The organism is Candidatus Eremiobacteraceae bacterium (assembly GCA_035295225.1).
Lineage (GTDB): Bacteria > Vulcanimicrobiota > Vulcanimicrobiia > Eremiobacterales > Eremiobacteraceae > JABCYQ01.
Genome location: DATGJI010000055.1, coordinates 63,806 through 79,078, shown reverse-complemented (window position 1 = coordinate 79,078; position 15,273 = coordinate 63,806). Strand labels below are relative to the sequence as shown.

Here is a 15,273-nt window from a genome sequence, read left to right as displayed (position 1 = left end):
CTAGTCACCGATCGGCGCGAACAAGTCGTCGAGATCCGCGCGCGTGAGGCTCTTGGCAAAGGCCGCATCGGTTGCGATCACGGAATCGGCCAGCGCTTGTTTGCGCGCTTGCAGCGATTGGATCTTCTCCTCGACCGAGCCGAGGGTCACGAGCCGATACGCGGTGACCGGCTTTGTTTGGCCGATGCGATGCGTGCGGTCGATGGCTTGGCGCTCGATCGCGGGGTTCCACCACGGATCGTACAGGATGACGTAGTCCGCTTCGGTGACCGTTAGGCCGACGCCGCCCGCCTTGAGACTCATGAGAAATACGGGCGGCCCATCCTCGCGTTTGAAATCCTCAAGCACTTTCGGTCGGTTCTTCGTGGCGCCGTCGAGATATGAGTACTTGAGCGATCGCGCATCCAGTGCTTCGCGCATGAGCCCGAGCATCTCCGTGAACGACGAGAAGACCAGCACGCGATGCCCCGACTCCACGATCGAATCGATGAGCTCCAGGAATGCCGCGAACTTGCCGGACGCATCCGGGTCCTCGCGCCAATGATCGCCGACGAGGCCTGGGTGACAGCAGATCTGGCGCAGCTTTGTGAGCGCGGCGAGGATCGAGAGCTGCGCGCGTCCGATGCCGTGTTCGTCGACTTCGCGTAAGATCTCGCGCCGCGCGCGCAGCACGATCTCGCGATACGCTTTTTTCTGCGCGGCGGTCATCTCGCACTCGATGGTCTGCTCGGTCCGCGACGGGAGATCGGCGGCCACTTGCGTCTTCAGGCGCCGGATCATGAAGGGCTGCACGCGTTTTGCGAGCCGCGACTGCTTTTCGACATCGCCGTCGCGCATGATCGGCGTCTCAAACACGGAGCGGAAATGACTTTCGTTGCCCAGCAATCCAGGCATGACGAAATCGACGATCGACCAGAGGTCGAGCACCGAATTCTCGATCGGCGTGCCCGTGAGCGCGAGCCGCTGCTCCGCTTCGATGGACTTGATGACCTGTGAGATCTTGGCTTGCGGGTTCTTGATCTGCTGCGCTTCGTCGAGGACGACCGCGCGAAAACCGATATTCGAAAGCATCTGCGCGTCGCGCCGCGCGAGCGCATAGGACGTGACCAAGACGTCGTACTGATCGGCCGTCTTGTAGATCGCTTCGCGGCCCGAGCCGGCCGAAAGCAGAACGACCTTCAGCTCGGGCGTGAAGCGCGTCGACTCGTTGAGCCACGTGTGCGTGACGGAGGTCGGACAGACGATGAGATTCGGGGCGCTGCCGCGAGCTTCGCGGCGGTTCTCGAGATACGTGAGGACTTGGAGCGTTTTGCCGAGCCCCATGTCGTCGGCGAGAATGCCGCCGAACTTATAGCGCCCGAGATACGAGAGAAAATCGAGGCCGCGCCGCTGATAGGGCCGCAGAACTTTGTCGAGATGCGCGGGTGGATCTACTTCGGCGATGCCGGCGAAATCGCGCACGGCCTCGCGCAGTTCGCGAAGCGGCGCGGGGAGCTGTGTATCGCCGCACGCCTTTGCGAGGTCGTCGTACACCGATAGCATCTGCGCCGCCGTGAGGCGCGCTTTTCCGCCGCGCTCGAGCGTGCCGCCGAAACCTCCGGTCGCTTCGCGCAGCAACGCGAAGGACGAGAGGTCGATGAATCTGCCGTCGGAGAGGCGATGGTATCTTCCCGTGCTGTGCCACAGCGCCTTGAGGTCGTCGGGCGAGAGCTGCTGACCTTCGAGAAGAAGCTCGACGGAGATCTCCAACCAGTCGATCGGCCCGGTGGATACGGCGGATGGACGTTTCGCCTTCGGCTTGCCGTCGGGCTGTTCGCGCGCCGTGTCGACCGAAACCGAAACTTTGAGCGTCTTGGGTCCGTCGACGAGCGACGCGACCGTGTCATCCATATCAAGCTGGAACTCGGTGCGCCATTGCGGCAGCACTTCGGTCCCGAACGCGTACGCTGCGTCCGTGGGTTCGATGCGCCATGCGGTTTCGTCGTAATGAGGCGGAGCGTCGGCCGCTTGTTCGTCGTCTGGACTTTCGAGGAGATCGCGCCAGGGCACGAGCCCGGCGGCTTCCAACCGCTCGCGGACGTGAGCCGCCTCGGCCGGGTCGCAATGCGCGTAGCGCGGCACGCTACCGGGCACGCCCGTGTCAACGCGCAGGAGCGTGGAAAATTCACTCGGCGTGACGCGCCAATTGGCGCCGCTTGCGGCGTCTTCGATGGCAGCACAGGCGGTGATGCCGTCGCCTTGCCAGCGTAGTGTGAGCAGAACCTGCCGGCGCATGTCGGCGGGCATGAGCATGAGCGACGCTGCCGTGGGCGTGTCGAGCAGTTCGTGCGCGCGTTCCAGGAATTGCGGCACTTCGGGCGGCGTGAGAGCGATGACGGGCGATGATTTCAAGCGCTCGAGAATTCTCAGGCTGAAGCTGCCGTTGTGCAGATGGAAGGTGGCGCCGTCGAACAGCCACGCCGGCGTGCCATCGACCGATCGTACCATGGCCACGTCGACCGGCGATTCGTCCGGCCGCAAGAAAGTGCCGGTGAGGTGCAGGTCGCCTTTCTCGTCGCGCGAGCCCGAGAGACGCAAGCGCAGCGGCGCGAGGACGATCTTCACCGCCGGCATCTGATCCGGCGATGCGGCGAGATGATCGTCGAAGCGGACACGCGGATGAGCGATGAGGCGCAGCAAGAGCTGCGCGAAGTTGCTGCTGAGGCGCTGCGTATGCTCGGATGTCGCGCGCGCAAGCGCATAGTCGGCGGGCGTGCCGAACATCGCGCCGAGCGTGGAGTCTGAAAGCAGCGCGGCATCGTGGCGATCCCATTCCTCGCCCCCGAGATTCGCCTGCCGCGTGGTCCGATACAACTGCTGCAGTTCGGCGTGCGTGCGCGCGACGCCGTGCAGCTTCGGAGCGTCGAGCCGCAGCTGAGCGTGGAACACTCCGAGACGATCGTCGAATCCGAAGACCACCCAGAGCCTGCGCCGCGGAACGACCGCCTCGTGATGCGGAGCGAGCATGTCGAGCAGATCGCGCAACGCGGGTGGCGCTGCCGGGCCCGAGTGGCCGTTGGTGGCGGCTGCCGAAGCGCGACCCGGTTCCACCGTCGCGGTGGAGTGGCCGTTCGTGGCACTCGCCTTCGCCTGATCGGTCCCAGCGTGTCCGTTCAAGACAGCGCCGCTGCCGTTCGTGCCGTCGGGCGGCGGCTCGGGAGTCTGCGATGCGAGTTCGATAAGCATGTACAGCGCAGCAACGGCGTGCTTGCAGTCGTATCCGTACCTGCACGTGCAGTTGCAGCGAAGGCCGAGCGGCGGACGCGACGTGTCGCGCGTCAATGTGGTGGTGTGCGTCTCAGTATCGGCGACGGTCGCGACGAGATCGACACGGCGAAGATTCAACGATCGGACTTTGCCGCGCTGATACGCAGCAAGACCCTGAGCGATGATCGGTTTGGGAAACGTTCCTTCGATTGCGAGCGGCATCGGCAGCCATGCCTGCCAGGGTCCGAGCGGCGGACCACCGCGCTCCGGAGCAACGCCCTCTTCGAACCGAAGCATCACTGGCTGGTGCGGCTTGGTTTGCGGACGAATTGACATACTTGCCATAATTCGGCGACGACGTGCGGCCTCCCGCCGGAATGCTTGGAATAGTGCGGACGGCCCCCAGACGTCCCAGGATGAAGAAGGCATCGAGGCAAAACATCATCCAACGACAGACTGCGCTTTGACAGGAGCTGTGTTGTGATCCGATTTTCTCGGGTTCAATTGGCATTCGTCGCCGCCGGTATCGTCGCGATCGCACTCGGAGCGAACGCGCCGCGCGCCCTCGGCAGCAGCGACGCGCTGCAATACGTCACCAATTCTACCGTCCAGATGCCCGGTATTCTGAAAATGTTCGGAGCCGGCAAGAACGCGTCGTCGACCTCGACGACGACGATCTCGGCAGAGCGCACACGTCACGACGACGGCAAGGGGAACACGGTCATCGTCCAGTGCGATCTCAAACGCGTCGTCAATATCGACGACAACGCGAAGACCTACTCCGTCCTCAATTTCGACGATATGATGAACGAGATGTCCGCAGCGATGAAGGCCGCCCAAGCCAAGTCCGGCAGTCCGGCGCCCAAGATCAACGGCAGCGGCAGCATGACGTTTTCGTTCGATGAGAAGCCCGACGACCAGACTCAGACGATCGCTGGAATGACGGCCCACCACGCCGTCGACACGATGACGATGACGTCGACCGGCACGGGCGACTGTCCGAGCGCGTCGTTCAGCATGTCGATGGACGTCTGGTACGCGCCTTCGCCCATCAAGATGTCGTGCCCGATGAAGCTGCCGTCGGCAGCGCCGTCCGGCCACGCGGCAAACCCGTGCATGCAGAACATGATGGTGCAGGCGAGCAACGTGCGCGGCACACAGGGCCGCATCCCGCTGAAAACCGTCATCAGCATCCCGATGGGACCGATGACCATGACGACGACTGAGCAGGTCACCTCGGTCAAGACGATCCCATATGATGCGTCCTTCTTCGACATCCCGGCGGGCTACACAAAAGTAGACGCCATGACCTCGACAACGCCGCACTAGGGACGACAGCGGTGGGAGATCGCGCGGTGAGCGTCCGCATCGCGCAGCTGTTGGCCGCGATCGTCCTTGCCGTCTCCGCGATCTTCCTCTACAAGTTCTACGACGCGTATCTCGACACCGCGGCGTCCAACGCGGTGCGCGCGATCGGCACGCGCGCGGCGCAGCGCGAGTCGGCACGCATCGAAGGCACGCTCAACGGAATCGAAGCGCTCGCCGCTGCGGTCTCGTCGAACGGCTATCGCCGCGACACGTTCGCGGCGGCAGCGCGCGAAGCGCTCGCGCGCGACCCGTCGCTGCAGTCCGTCGACTACTTCAACGCCGACGGCACGCACGTCATCCAGATAACGCGAAACGGTCCGACCGATCTCACCCATCCAGCTGCGCGACCGCTCGACGTGTCATTTGAAATGGTCACGGCGGTGAACATCGTCCTGGAACGCGCGGACCTCACGCATTCGACAACGGCCTCCGACGTGCTTCGGCCGCCGCGCCGGCGCGGCGAAAACGAAAGTCCGCTCTGGGTCTTCGCCGCGTCGCCGATCATCACGAAGCGGGAGCCGAACGGCGAGATCGTCGGAAGAATCGACATCCGCTCGCTGATCATCAACGATCTGCGAGCCGTCGTTCCGCCCGCGAAGTTCACCCTGGACGACAGCACCGGTCGCCTCGACACGAGCTGGCCGCCAAGCGGCTGGACTCCCGACCGGTCGGCGCAGGGCTTTCCGATAACGTTTGCCGACCGTCAGTGGCGCGTGCTCGTCGAACCGGCGGAGCCGATAGGCCCGGCGCAAGTGGGCTGGTTCATCATCGGCGCGATCGCGCTCTGGCTGCTCTTGGCGTGGCCGATAGAGATCGTCGGTCAGATCAACCGCCGCGTTCGCGTGCTCAACGAAGGCCTCGAAGAGCGAGTAGCCGCGCGGACCAGGCAGCTGCAGACGACCGTCGCTCAGACGCGCCGGCTCGCCGCCGTCGTCGAATCGGTCAGCGAAGGCGTCATGCTCGTGGACATGGATGGGATCGTGCGCTATGCGAACGCCGCGCTGGGCAAAGAATTGCGTTGCGGCGCGCGCGACCTCGTCGATAAGGCCGTCGTGGATCTCGCGCCGCTCGCGCTGTCGCGCAACGCGCTCGACGAGATACGCTCGACCGTCGCCAAGCTCGGCTACGTGTACGTCGAGACGGCGCGTACGCGCACGGACGGCAGCAGGTACTGGGCGGGGATCGCATATACCGCGCAGCGTGACCAAGACGGCAGGATGGTGGGCCTCATCGGGGTGTCGCGCGACATCACGGACCGGCGTGCGCTCGTGGACCAGCTCGTGACGGCGAAGGAAGATCTCGAGCGGCAGATGCGCGTCCGCGCGGATTTCATCGGCACAGCCAGCCATGAATTGCGCACGCCCGCCACGACGTTGCGCACGCTCTGCGCCTTGCTCGTCTCCAAGATCGCGCCGCGGTACGCGCTCGCCGAGGACGACAGAAATCTCATCAGTCTCTTCGATCGGGAGACAAAGCGCTTGAGCGATCTCGTCGACGACCTGCTCGAGGTAGGTCAGATCGACGCCGCGCAAGCGCATCGGCCTGAGGCCGACGTGGATGTCGGCCTTGTCGCTCGATCCGAAGTCGAGAGTTTCCGTCACCTTGACGACCCCGACGGACCGCCGATCGACCTTCGTCTATCGAGTCGGCCGGCCATCATGCGCGGCGACGAAGTCGGCGTGCGTCGCATCGTGGTCAACCTCATCAGCAACGCGCGCAAGTTCACGCCGCGCGACGGAAGCGTGCAAGTCTCCGTCGAGCGATCCGCGAGCGGCGTGCGCCTCGCTGTCACCGACACGGGCGCCGGTATACCGGAAGCGGACCTTCCGCATATATTCGATCGCTTCTATAGAGTAGACAGGCCGGGAACGGCCATCCGCGGCACCGGCTTGGGGCTTGCGATCGTCGCGCGCTTGGTGGAGCAGATGCACGGCCGCATCGCCGTGTCGAGCGAAGTCGGCAAAGGCACGACCGTATCGATCGAATTTCCCGCCGTTGACGCACGTGCTGTCAACGGCGAGCTGGCCCAGCCGACGAAGACCGCGTGAGGCGCGTCCTGTTGGTCGACGACGAGCCGGTTCTGCGCTCTGTCGTCCGGCAGTTCTTGGAATTCTCCGGATACGAAGTTGCGGAAGCAGCCGACGGTCGCCACGCGTTGGCGCTTGCGCGTGAGCGCCCGCCGGAGATCGTGCTGACCGATCTGCTCATGCCGAATATCGACGGTCTCGATTTTTGCCGCGCGCTCCGATCTGACGCCGCTACGCGCGACGTGCCGGTGATCTTCGTGACGGCTCGCAATGCGGATGCGCTGCAGCGCGCGGAAATGGCTCGCCTCGGCAACGGATTCATCATGAAGCCCTTCGAACCCGATGACCTCTTGAAGATCATCGACGAAATCCTCACCCGCGCATAATCTGTTGGGCGGACCTTTATGGTCCGCCGTGTGGGGCGGACCTTTATGGTCCGCCGTGTGGGGCGGACCTTTATGGTCGCCGTGTGGGGCGGACCTTTATGGTCCGCCGTGTGGGGCGGACCTTTATGGTCCGCCTGACCTTCTCGCCGCCTTCGCGTAATCCATCAGGATCCGATTGAACGCCGCCGTGTCTGCGCGGTCGGCATCGTCGAGATTCAACCTCAGCGAAGCTTTCGCGTCGGTGGCAGTGAGCGGGTTCACGGCGTTGAGCTTCACGATCGGCGGGCTTGCCGTCCACGGCGTGAGATCCGGCGCTGCCGCAAGATCCTTTTTCATAGTCGTGGCCACGGCGTCGAACTGGCTCATCGGCTGGAGATGCAGGAGCATCTCGATCGTAGCGATCATCCCGCTCGTCGTGTAATGCGTGCTGTCGACGAACGATCTCTTGATCAAGGATCCGACGATAAGCGCTTCGGCCCGATGATCGCTCACGTGGTCCGGCCCAGCCTGCGCGTCATCCTCCACGACGAATACGATCGTATCTTTCCAATAACGGCTGTGACTCAATGCCTCGATCATGCGGCCGAGAGCGTAGTCGTTGTCGGCGACCATCGCAAACGGCGTGGGCATGCCGGGCCGCGTCGCCGATGTGTGATCGTCGGGAAGCCGCACGATCTCTAACACGGGCATGTTGCCGTTCTTGACAAAGCCGCTGAACTCGCGCAGCCATTCATCCATACGCGATTGGTCGGTCACGTGAAGATCGAAACCGCGATAATGCGTATCGAGCCGGCCGAGAAGCGAATCGACCACCGGCTTCTCGGGCTGGCCTGCCTTCGTCGCGAAATCGGTGTACTCGCCGTAATCCCGAACCGACAGGCCCTTGGCGATCGCATCATCCCAGAGATATCCGGCAGAAGGGCGCGACGCGGCGCTGCCTTCGAAATCGTAGTCGCGGCCGCGGTCGGAGTAATTCGACGGCCAGAGCTTGTCGACGTAGTCCGTGGAGTATGCGGCCGTCGACCAATTGTGGCCGTCGGCCGAGACTTCGGCGTCCACATCGAAGTTGTCGAGCAGCACAAATGTGTTCGCGAGCCTGTGGATGTTCGGCGTGACATTCCGGCCGAAGATCGCAAGCGAGGCATCGCCGTTGCCGCGCGGGTCATCGCCGAGCACTTCATCGTACGTGCGATTTTCCTTGATCACGTAGATGACGTGCCGCAACTGCCCAGTCATAGCCGCAGGGAGATTCGGGCTGTCGACAACGGCGGTGCGATTCACAAGGTTTCTGTTCTCGAGAGCCGTCTGCAAGCCGGATTGGAGCGTCGAGTCCATCGGCATCGGCACTCGCTGGAGGTCGCCCGTGGCGAGCTCCGCGACGTAGTATTGTCTGGGATCGGTTCCCTGCTTTGCTTTCGACCACGCGTCGGGATGAGGAAATTGCGGATTCGCGTGGCCTGCAACGCCGTGGCCGTCGAGCGCGATCAATTGCGAGCCGTCGCGAGAAACAAGGATGTCGGTCGGATACCAACCCACCGGCACGGCGCCTTTGAGGTTGTGGGTCGTAAGGTCAATCGCAACGATCGCATTCACGCCTGCGTCTGCGACGAACAGCGTCTTACCGTTCGGCGAAAAAGCAAGCCCATCCGGCGTAGAGCCTTCGGGTAGATTCGGCGCAAGGCCGACGTCGATTTTGTCTCGCACCGTGTTCGTCGCCGTGTCGATCGAATAGACCGTGTTCTCGTTCGCGCACGCGACGTACAGCGTGGCGCCGCCGGGAGTCACAAGCAATGCGTTCGGGTGCGCGCCGACCGCGACCCGAGCGATATTTTCGCCGGACGCGGCATTCACCACATCTACCGCAGAGCCCGTCCAATCGCTGACGTACGCGAACTGGCCGTTGGGAGAGACGGCGACCGCATAGGGCTGAACACCGACCTTCGCCGCCCAAAGTTTGGCGCCGCTCGCGCTGTCCACGGCAACGAGTTCATCCGTGCCGTTCGACGCGGCGTAGACGATCTTGCCGTCCGGTGAGACGGCGAGCCCGGCGATCCACTGCGGCCCGGTGCCGATCGTCCACATCCCAAGATCCTTGAGCGTTCCTTCGCTCGCGTCAAAAGCGAATCGCTGAATGCCGCCGTCCGCGGCGGTCGAAGCGTACAGCGTCTTGCCGTCGGGCGAGAACGCAAGGCCATAGAAGGTCTTTGCGATGGGCGATGTGTCGGCGACCATTCCGGATTTTTCGTTGACGATGGTGACCGTCTGCACTCCGTAGCCCGCGTTTGAAACAGCGACCCAGCGTCCGCTCGGATCCTCGACGACGCGCAGCGGCAGCGTGCCGAGCGGCGTGACCGCGCCCGCGGGGGTGATGGTCCAACCGTTCGGCAAGATCGTTCCGCCGGCAGCGCGCAGGCAAGTAGCGGAAGAACCGGCGACCAAAGTAGCAACGATCAGCACCAGAGCAGCGGGGCGCACGCGTATCATCATAAACAAGAGTTTGGGCGGCGATTGCGCCGCGCCTGCCTTGAGGCAAGCGTGCAAAGAATCCTGATTCTCGGCGGTGGCTTCGGCGGCGTCTACGCGGCGATGCGGCTACAGTCGCGCCTCAATCATCGGTCCGATCTCGACGTGACGCTCGTCAGCCGCGACAACTACTTTCTCTTCACCCCGATGCTGCCGCAAGTCGCCACAAGTTCGGTCGACACGCGGCACATCGTGCAGACGATCCGCAGGATCTGTCCGCGCATCAAACTGCTGCAAGCAGAGATCGAGACGATCGACCTCGCCACTCGCACAGTGACGATCAGCCATGCCGAGGGCCACCGCCACCAGTTGGGCTACGACCAATTGCTGATCGCGGTCGGCGGCGTCACCAATTATTTCGCTCTGCCCGGCGTGGCCGAACATGCGCTGCCGGTCAAGACACTGACCGACGCCATTCGCATCCGCAACCACGCTCTCGACATGCTCGAGCAAGCGGAGCTCGAAGAAAACGCCGGGCTGCGCGGGCAGCTGCTGACCTTCGTCGTCGCCGGCGCTGGCTTTGCGGGCGTCGAGACCGCGGCGGAACTTGATATCTTCGTCCGGCGCGCGGCGAAGCTCTACCGAAATTTCACCGCAGCGGATATCCGCACCGTCCTCCTCGACGCGCAGTCGCGCGTGCTGCCCGAGTTGAGCGAGCAGCTCGCAGCGTTTACGCAAGCCACGCTCGTCAAGCGCGGCATGGAAGTGCGGATGGACGCGCGCGTACGGAGTGCCGATGCGGAGGGAATCGATCTCGCCGACGGCACGCGCATTGCTACGCGCATGTTCGTCTGGGCCGGCGGAGTCGGGCCGAATCCGGTGATAGCGGCGTTGCCATGCACCAATTCGCGTGGGCGGATCCCCGTGGACGAGAATCTTGCCGTGTCCGGTTATCCCGGGGTGTGGGCGATCGGCGATTGCGCCGAAGTCGCGTCGGCGCCCGGCGCAAAACCGTATCCGCCGACGGCGCAGCATGCTTTGCGCGAGGGGCAGCAGGTCGCAGACAATATGATCGCCCTGGCGGACGGCGAACAACGCAAGCCGTTCGCCTTCACGATGATCGGCCAGATGGCAAATCTCGGCGAACACAAAGCGGTCGCGATGGTCGGCGGATTCAAGATCTCGGGCTTTCCGGCGTGGTGGCTCTGGCGAACGTACTATCTTTCACGCATACCCACGCTCGAACGCAAGATCCGCGTGGCGATCGACTGGACCCTCGACCTGCTGTTCTCGCGCGATACGGTCAAGCTCTCGATGCCGGCAGATCCATAAGGGGTTTTGCGTCGTGTCGAGAACGCTCGATGCGATAGGCGGTTACATCGAGATCGTGGACTCAGGCATAGCTTCTCAAGACCGGACGTGGGCCGTCGTCGCGCATCTCGCCGCGCTGACCGGGCATCTGATCCCATTCGGCAGCCTCGTCGGACCGCTCGTCATCTGGCTCGTCAAACGCGACGAATCGGCTTTCGTCAACGAGCACGGCAAAGAAGCCGTCAATTTTCAACTGAGCACGTTCTGCTACGGCGTTCTCTACTTCGCGGTCGGCCTTGGCGTCGTCATAGAAGCCGGAGTTCACTCGGCTAACATCGCGGTTCTCCCGGTCTCTCTCTACTGGGTTATCGCGCTGGGGATGCTCTTGTGGCTGAGTTGGACGGTCTGCGTCATCGTCGGCGCCGTGACGGCGGCCGGCGGAAAGCCGTTCCGGTATCCCTTATCGATTCGTTTCATCTCGTAGCAGGCGGCCGCGGCATCTATCAGACAGGCGACGATCGCAGCGCTTGCGGGTGGTTGCGGCCCTAGCTTAAACCAGATGAGTGAAAATGCGCGGGCGCCGGGTGCGTCGAACGAGCGGCCCACGATGATCATCCGCGCGGAGCACCTGACCAAACAATTCAAGACCTTGCGCCGCAAAGACGGCGCGTGGGCCGCGCTTGCCAATCTCTTCTCGCGCGATTATGAGACCAAGGTCGCGGTCTCCGACGTATCGTTCGACGTCGCCGAGGGTGAGATCATCGGCTACATCGGTCCGAACGGTGCCGGCAAGTCCACCACCATCAAGATGCTGACCGGCATTCTCGTGCCCTCGAGCGGCACATGCACGGTGAACGGCATCGTGCCTTGGAAAGACCGCCAAGGGAATGGCCGGCAGATCGGCGTCGTCTTCGGTCAACGCACGCAACTGTATTGGGACCTGCCGCTCATCGAATCGTTCCGGCTGCTGCGCGCGATATACGGTGTGCCGGAATCCGTCTACGATCGAAATCTGGCCGAGTTCACGGAGATACTCGGCCTGGACGAGTTCATCCGCACGCCCGTCCGTCAGCTGAGCCTTGGGCAGCGCATGCGGGGCGACTTCGCCGCCGCGATGCTGCACGAACCAAAAGTCGTTTTCCTCGACGAGCCGACGATCGGACTCGACGTCGTGGCCAAGGAGGCGATACGCCGCTTCATCCAGCGCGTCAATCGCGATCGCGGCACGACGATCCTTTTGACGACCCACGATCTGAACGACATTGAAAAACTGTGCGAGCGCATCGTGCTGATCGATCACGGTCAGAAGCTCTACGATGGAAGCATCGACGGCATTCGCGATCGTTTCGGCCGGAAGCGCGTGCTCACCGTCGAACTCACCAGCGATTGCGCGAACATCCGCGTGGACATGCCGGGGTCGAAAGTGGTCTCGCGCGACGGCCCGCGCATGACGATCGAGTTCGACCGCGATGTCGTCCGCGCCGAACAGCTGATCACCGCCCTCGCAGCGCAATGCGAACTTAAGGATATCACGATCGCCGAGCCGGAGCTCGAGACGATCATCCGGCAGATCTATCAGGGTGGTGCAGACGTAATGAAGGCGGGTTTGAGCCCGACGCTGGCGGTGACATGACGCAACGGATTTTTGCGATGGTTGCCGCCGCGGCGTTCGGCGCGCTCGTCATAGGGCAAACATCGCTTGCCCGCTCGTCGCATTATGCGACTGATCCAACCCCAGCGCCGTCGTCGGCAGCCACGCCCATGCCGTCTGCCGCGCCGGAGCAAACCGCCGCTCCTGCATCGTCACCAGCGCCGGCTTCGACGACCGCGGCCACGGCGACGCCCGACGACTATGTGCTCAGACCGGATCTCAACAACGGCCGCTGGGTCGAGGGACCCACGTTGCCGTCGCCGCGCCAGAACGCGGCCGTTGCCGTGCTGAACGGCCGGATCTATCTCATCGGCGGCTTCGGTTCCGATTTGCGGCAGCACGATACAACTTTCGTTCTTCAGCCGCCTCTGGTCACGAGCACGCCGATTCCGGAATTTCAAGGCGGTCCGATTCCCACGAATGTCGGTACGTGGCAGACAGCGGCGCCAGTACCGGAAAGCGTGGACAACGCCGCCGCCGCCAGTTACCTCGGCTATATCTATCTCGCCGGCGGCCGCATCGAAAACAAAGTCACGAACAAGGCGTGGCGCTACGATCCGGTCGACGACCGCTGGGCGGAGCTGCGCTCGATGCCCGTTCCGCGCCACGGCGCGACTCTGCAGGCGATGGACGGCAAGCTCTACCTCATCGGCGGCGCCGCATCGCACGGCAACGATGACACCTCGATCGAGGTCTTCGACATCGCGCACAACAGTTGGAGCCTCATCCAGAACGCGCTTGGCAATGCGCGCATCGGCGTCGCGTCGACTGTGACCCAAGGGAAGATCGCGGTCCTCGGCGGCATGACGCGCGAAGGCGCATTTCTCTCGTCAACCGACTACTACGAACCGCAGCGCAATCGATGGTCGAGCGCCACGAATATGCGCACTGCCCGCGCGAACTTCGGACTTACGATCGTCGAGAACCGGCTCGTCGCGATCGGCGGCATCACCCCGCCGCCAACTCCCGACGAGGAACCGGCGCCAACGCAGACTATGGAGATCTCCGCGGGCTACGGCAGCGGTTGGATGACCGGACCGTGGATGCCGTTTCCGCGGCAAGGCATGGCGGTCGCGGCGCTCGGCGACGTCATCTATATCATGGGCGGTTCGCCCTGGTATGGCGTCGGGCCGATCGCCGACGTCCGCCGCTACGTGAGCCCGCTGATCAAAGTCCGCTTCGGCGCTCGCGCGCACTGATGGCGGCGGGCGCCTACGTCGAATTTGCGCGACGCGCGTTCAACCGCGAGAGCGTCTACCGCGTCCAGGTGTTCACGCGCATCGGTTCCATCTTGCTGCGCGTCTTTCTCATGGCGACGCTCTGGACTGCGCTCTACCGCACGAACGGGCAGCAGGCCGGCATCACGCTGCCCGGCATGATCACCTACGTCACGCTCGCGCTCGTCATCGGTCTCATCTACAACGTGGACGGCGCATACGTCATCCGCGAGAAGATCCGCGAGGGGTCGATAGCGATCGATCTGATGCGTCCGATCAGCGTGCCGCTCTATGTCTTCGCCGACACCATCGGTCAGACGCTGTTTTCGGTCGTCCAGATCATTCCCGCATTGCTGTTATCATTGCTGATCGTCCGCATTCAGCCGCCCGTGAACCTTGTGGCGGCCGGCGCCTTTCTCGTCAGCATCTGCCTCGGATTCTTGCTCAATTATTTCATCGATCTCATCATGGCCACGATCACGTTTTGGACCATGGAGATCTTCGGCGTCCAGATCATGGTGCAGTTCATCGTCTCGCTGCTTTCAGGCGCGCTCGTTCCCCTGACGCTCTTCCCGCAAGGCCCGCTGCAGCGCATCGTGCTCGCGTTGCCGTTCGCCGGACTCTACAACGATCCGATCTCGATGTACATCGGGCTCATCTCCGGGCCGGCGATCATGCAGCATCTCGCGATGCAGGTTATCTGGGTCGCCGTCTTCGGCGCGTTCGCGACGCTGCTCTGGCGCATCGGCGAGCGTCGCGTGGTGGTGCAGGGTGGCTAGCCGCGCAGCAACCGCCGGCGACTACTGGCGCGCGTATCGAGAGTTCTGGCGCCTCAACTTCCTGACGCTCATCGAATACAAGGGGAACTTCTTCATCTGGCTCTTGTTCAGCTTCGTCTACCACGGCGTCGCGATCGGCGCGATCTGGGTGACGATGACGCGCTTTCCCTCCATGATGGGCTGGACGTATCAGGAAGTGTTCTTCCTCTACACACTGTTCATGCTCGGGCATACGCTGAACAACACGCTGTTCTTCACGGTCGGCAACGTGCCGGAGCTGATACGCGAGGGCACGTTCGATCGCTACCTCGTGCGACCGCTCAACCCGCTTTTCCAAGTGCTGTCCGCGCCGGGGCAGATCTGGCCAGACGAGCTAGCGCTCGCGCTCGTCTTCTTCGCGATAGCCCAAGCCGTCGTGCACCTGCAATGGTCGATCGCGACCGTCGGGTTGCTGTTCGCCGCGATGATCGGCGGCGCGTTCATCGACTTCGCCGTTCAGCTGGTGGTGGCGACGCTCGCGTTCTGGTTCATTCGGCTCGACGCGCTGCGTTGGGTCGTGATGTCGCTCGAAAACGATTTCACGCGCTATCCGCTCTCGATTTATACGCGCAGCGTACGCATCGTTTTGGGCTATGTCTTCCCGTTCGCATTCATGAACTATTTCCCGGCGACGGCGCTCTTGCACAAGACCGCCGAGGCCACGTACGCGCTCAATCCGCTGCTCGGCTGGTTGACGCCGGTGGTAGGAGCAGTATGGTTCGGTGCCGCGTACCTATTCTGGAGACGCGGACTGGACCATCATCAGAGCACAGGATCATAGCGCAA

At 63.3% G+C, this 15,273-nt stretch carries 11 protein-coding genes; 9 read left to right on the top strand and 2 right to left on the bottom strand.

Annotated elements, in window-relative coordinates:
* Entirely contained in the window at positions 1-3,543 is a 3,543-nt protein-coding gene (locus tag VKT51_10095; protein HLJ84511.1) for an SNF2-related protein, read from the bottom strand.
* 183 nt (positions 3,544-3,726) lie between these two features.
* Here VKT51_10095 and VKT51_10090 point away from each other — a divergent pair, with 183 nt between their 5' ends.
* The 3 genes from VKT51_10090 to VKT51_10080 are packed head-to-tail and all read left to right on the top strand — an operon-like array spanning position 3,727 to position 7,027.
* Positions 3,727-4,575, top strand: a complete 849-nt coding sequence (locus tag VKT51_10090) for a hypothetical protein (protein ID HLJ84510.1) — start codon at positions 3,727-3,729, stop codon at positions 4,573-4,575.
* A 26-nt stretch (positions 4,576-4,601) separates the two neighbouring features.
* On the top strand, positions 4,602-6,662 hold the full coding sequence (locus tag VKT51_10085) for a PAS domain-containing sensor histidine kinase (GenBank protein HLJ84509.1): 2,061 nt from the start codon (positions 4,602-4,604) through the stop codon (positions 6,660-6,662).
* Complete coding sequence (locus VKT51_10080) at positions 6,659-7,027, top strand: response regulator (GenBank protein ID HLJ84508.1); 369 nt, start codon at positions 6,659-6,661, stop codon at positions 7,025-7,027. Before VKT51_10085 ends, VKT51_10080 begins: the two co-directional genes overlap by 4 nt.
* Positions 7,028-7,150: 123 nt before the next feature.
* Here the strand turns inward: VKT51_10080 and VKT51_10075 are convergent, their stop codons facing one another.
* Positions 7,151-9,484, bottom strand: coding sequence for a beta-propeller fold lactonase family protein (locus VKT51_10075; protein ID HLJ84507.1), 2,334 nt, complete (start codon positions 9,482-9,484; stop codon positions 7,151-7,153).
* A gap of 78 nt (positions 9,485-9,562) precedes the next feature.
* On the opposite strand from VKT51_10075, the gene VKT51_10070 reads away from it, so the two are divergent.
* From VKT51_10070 to VKT51_10045, 6 genes are all read left to right on the top strand, one after another.
* Positions 9,563-10,822 carry an NAD(P)/FAD-dependent oxidoreductase gene (locus tag VKT51_10070; GenBank protein ID HLJ84506.1) on the top strand — a complete coding sequence of 420 codons (1,260 nt, stop codon included), beginning with the start codon at positions 9,563-9,565 and terminating at the stop codon, positions 10,820-10,822.
* 13 nt (positions 10,823-10,835) lie between these two features.
* The gene (locus VKT51_10065) at positions 10,836-11,285 is read left to right on the top strand and encodes a DUF4870 domain-containing protein (GenBank protein HLJ84505.1); all 450 of its coding nucleotides are present in this window, start codon (positions 10,836-10,838) and stop codon (positions 11,283-11,285) included.
* A 123-nt stretch (positions 11,286-11,408) separates the two neighbouring features.
* The gene (locus VKT51_10060) at positions 11,409-12,434 is read left to right on the top strand and encodes an ATP-binding cassette domain-containing protein (GenBank protein HLJ84504.1); all 1,026 of its coding nucleotides are present in this window, start codon (positions 11,409-11,411) and stop codon (positions 12,432-12,434) included.
* Entirely contained in the window at positions 12,431-13,651 is a 1,221-nt protein-coding gene (locus VKT51_10055; GenBank protein HLJ84503.1) for a kelch repeat-containing protein, read from the top strand. The genes VKT51_10060 and VKT51_10055 overlap by 4 nt, the downstream gene beginning before the upstream one ends.
* On the top strand, positions 13,651-14,448 hold the full coding sequence (locus VKT51_10050; protein HLJ84502.1) for an ABC-2 family transporter protein: 798 nt from the start codon (positions 13,651-13,653) through the stop codon (positions 14,446-14,448). The genes VKT51_10055 and VKT51_10050 overlap by 1 nt, the downstream gene beginning before the upstream one ends.
* Positions 14,441-15,268 (top strand): ABC-2 family transporter protein, encoded by an 828-nt coding sequence (locus tag VKT51_10045; GenBank protein HLJ84501.1) that lies wholly within the window; start codon positions 14,441-14,443, stop codon positions 15,266-15,268. The genes VKT51_10050 and VKT51_10045 overlap by 8 nt, the downstream gene beginning before the upstream one ends.
* The last annotated feature ends 5 nt before the right edge of the window (positions 15,269-15,273 follow it).

What these genes read in the sequence shown, in the direction of transcription:
- VKT51_10060 (HLJ84504.1), top strand. Translation starts at nt 11,409, where the DNA reads ATGATCATCCGCGCGGAGCACCTGACCAAACAATTCAAGACCTTGCGC.
- VKT51_10050 (HLJ84502.1), top strand. Translation starts at nt 13,651, where the DNA reads ATGGCGGCGGGCGCCTACGTCGAATTTGCGCGACGCGCGTTCAACCGC.
- VKT51_10055 (HLJ84503.1), top strand. Translation starts at nt 12,431, where the DNA reads ATGACGCAACGGATTTTTGCGATGGTTGCCGCCGCGGCGTTCGGCGCG.
- VKT51_10095 (HLJ84511.1), bottom strand. Translation starts at nt 3,543, where the DNA reads ATGCTTCGGTTCGAAGAGGGCGTTGCTCCGGAGCGCGGTGGTCCGCCG.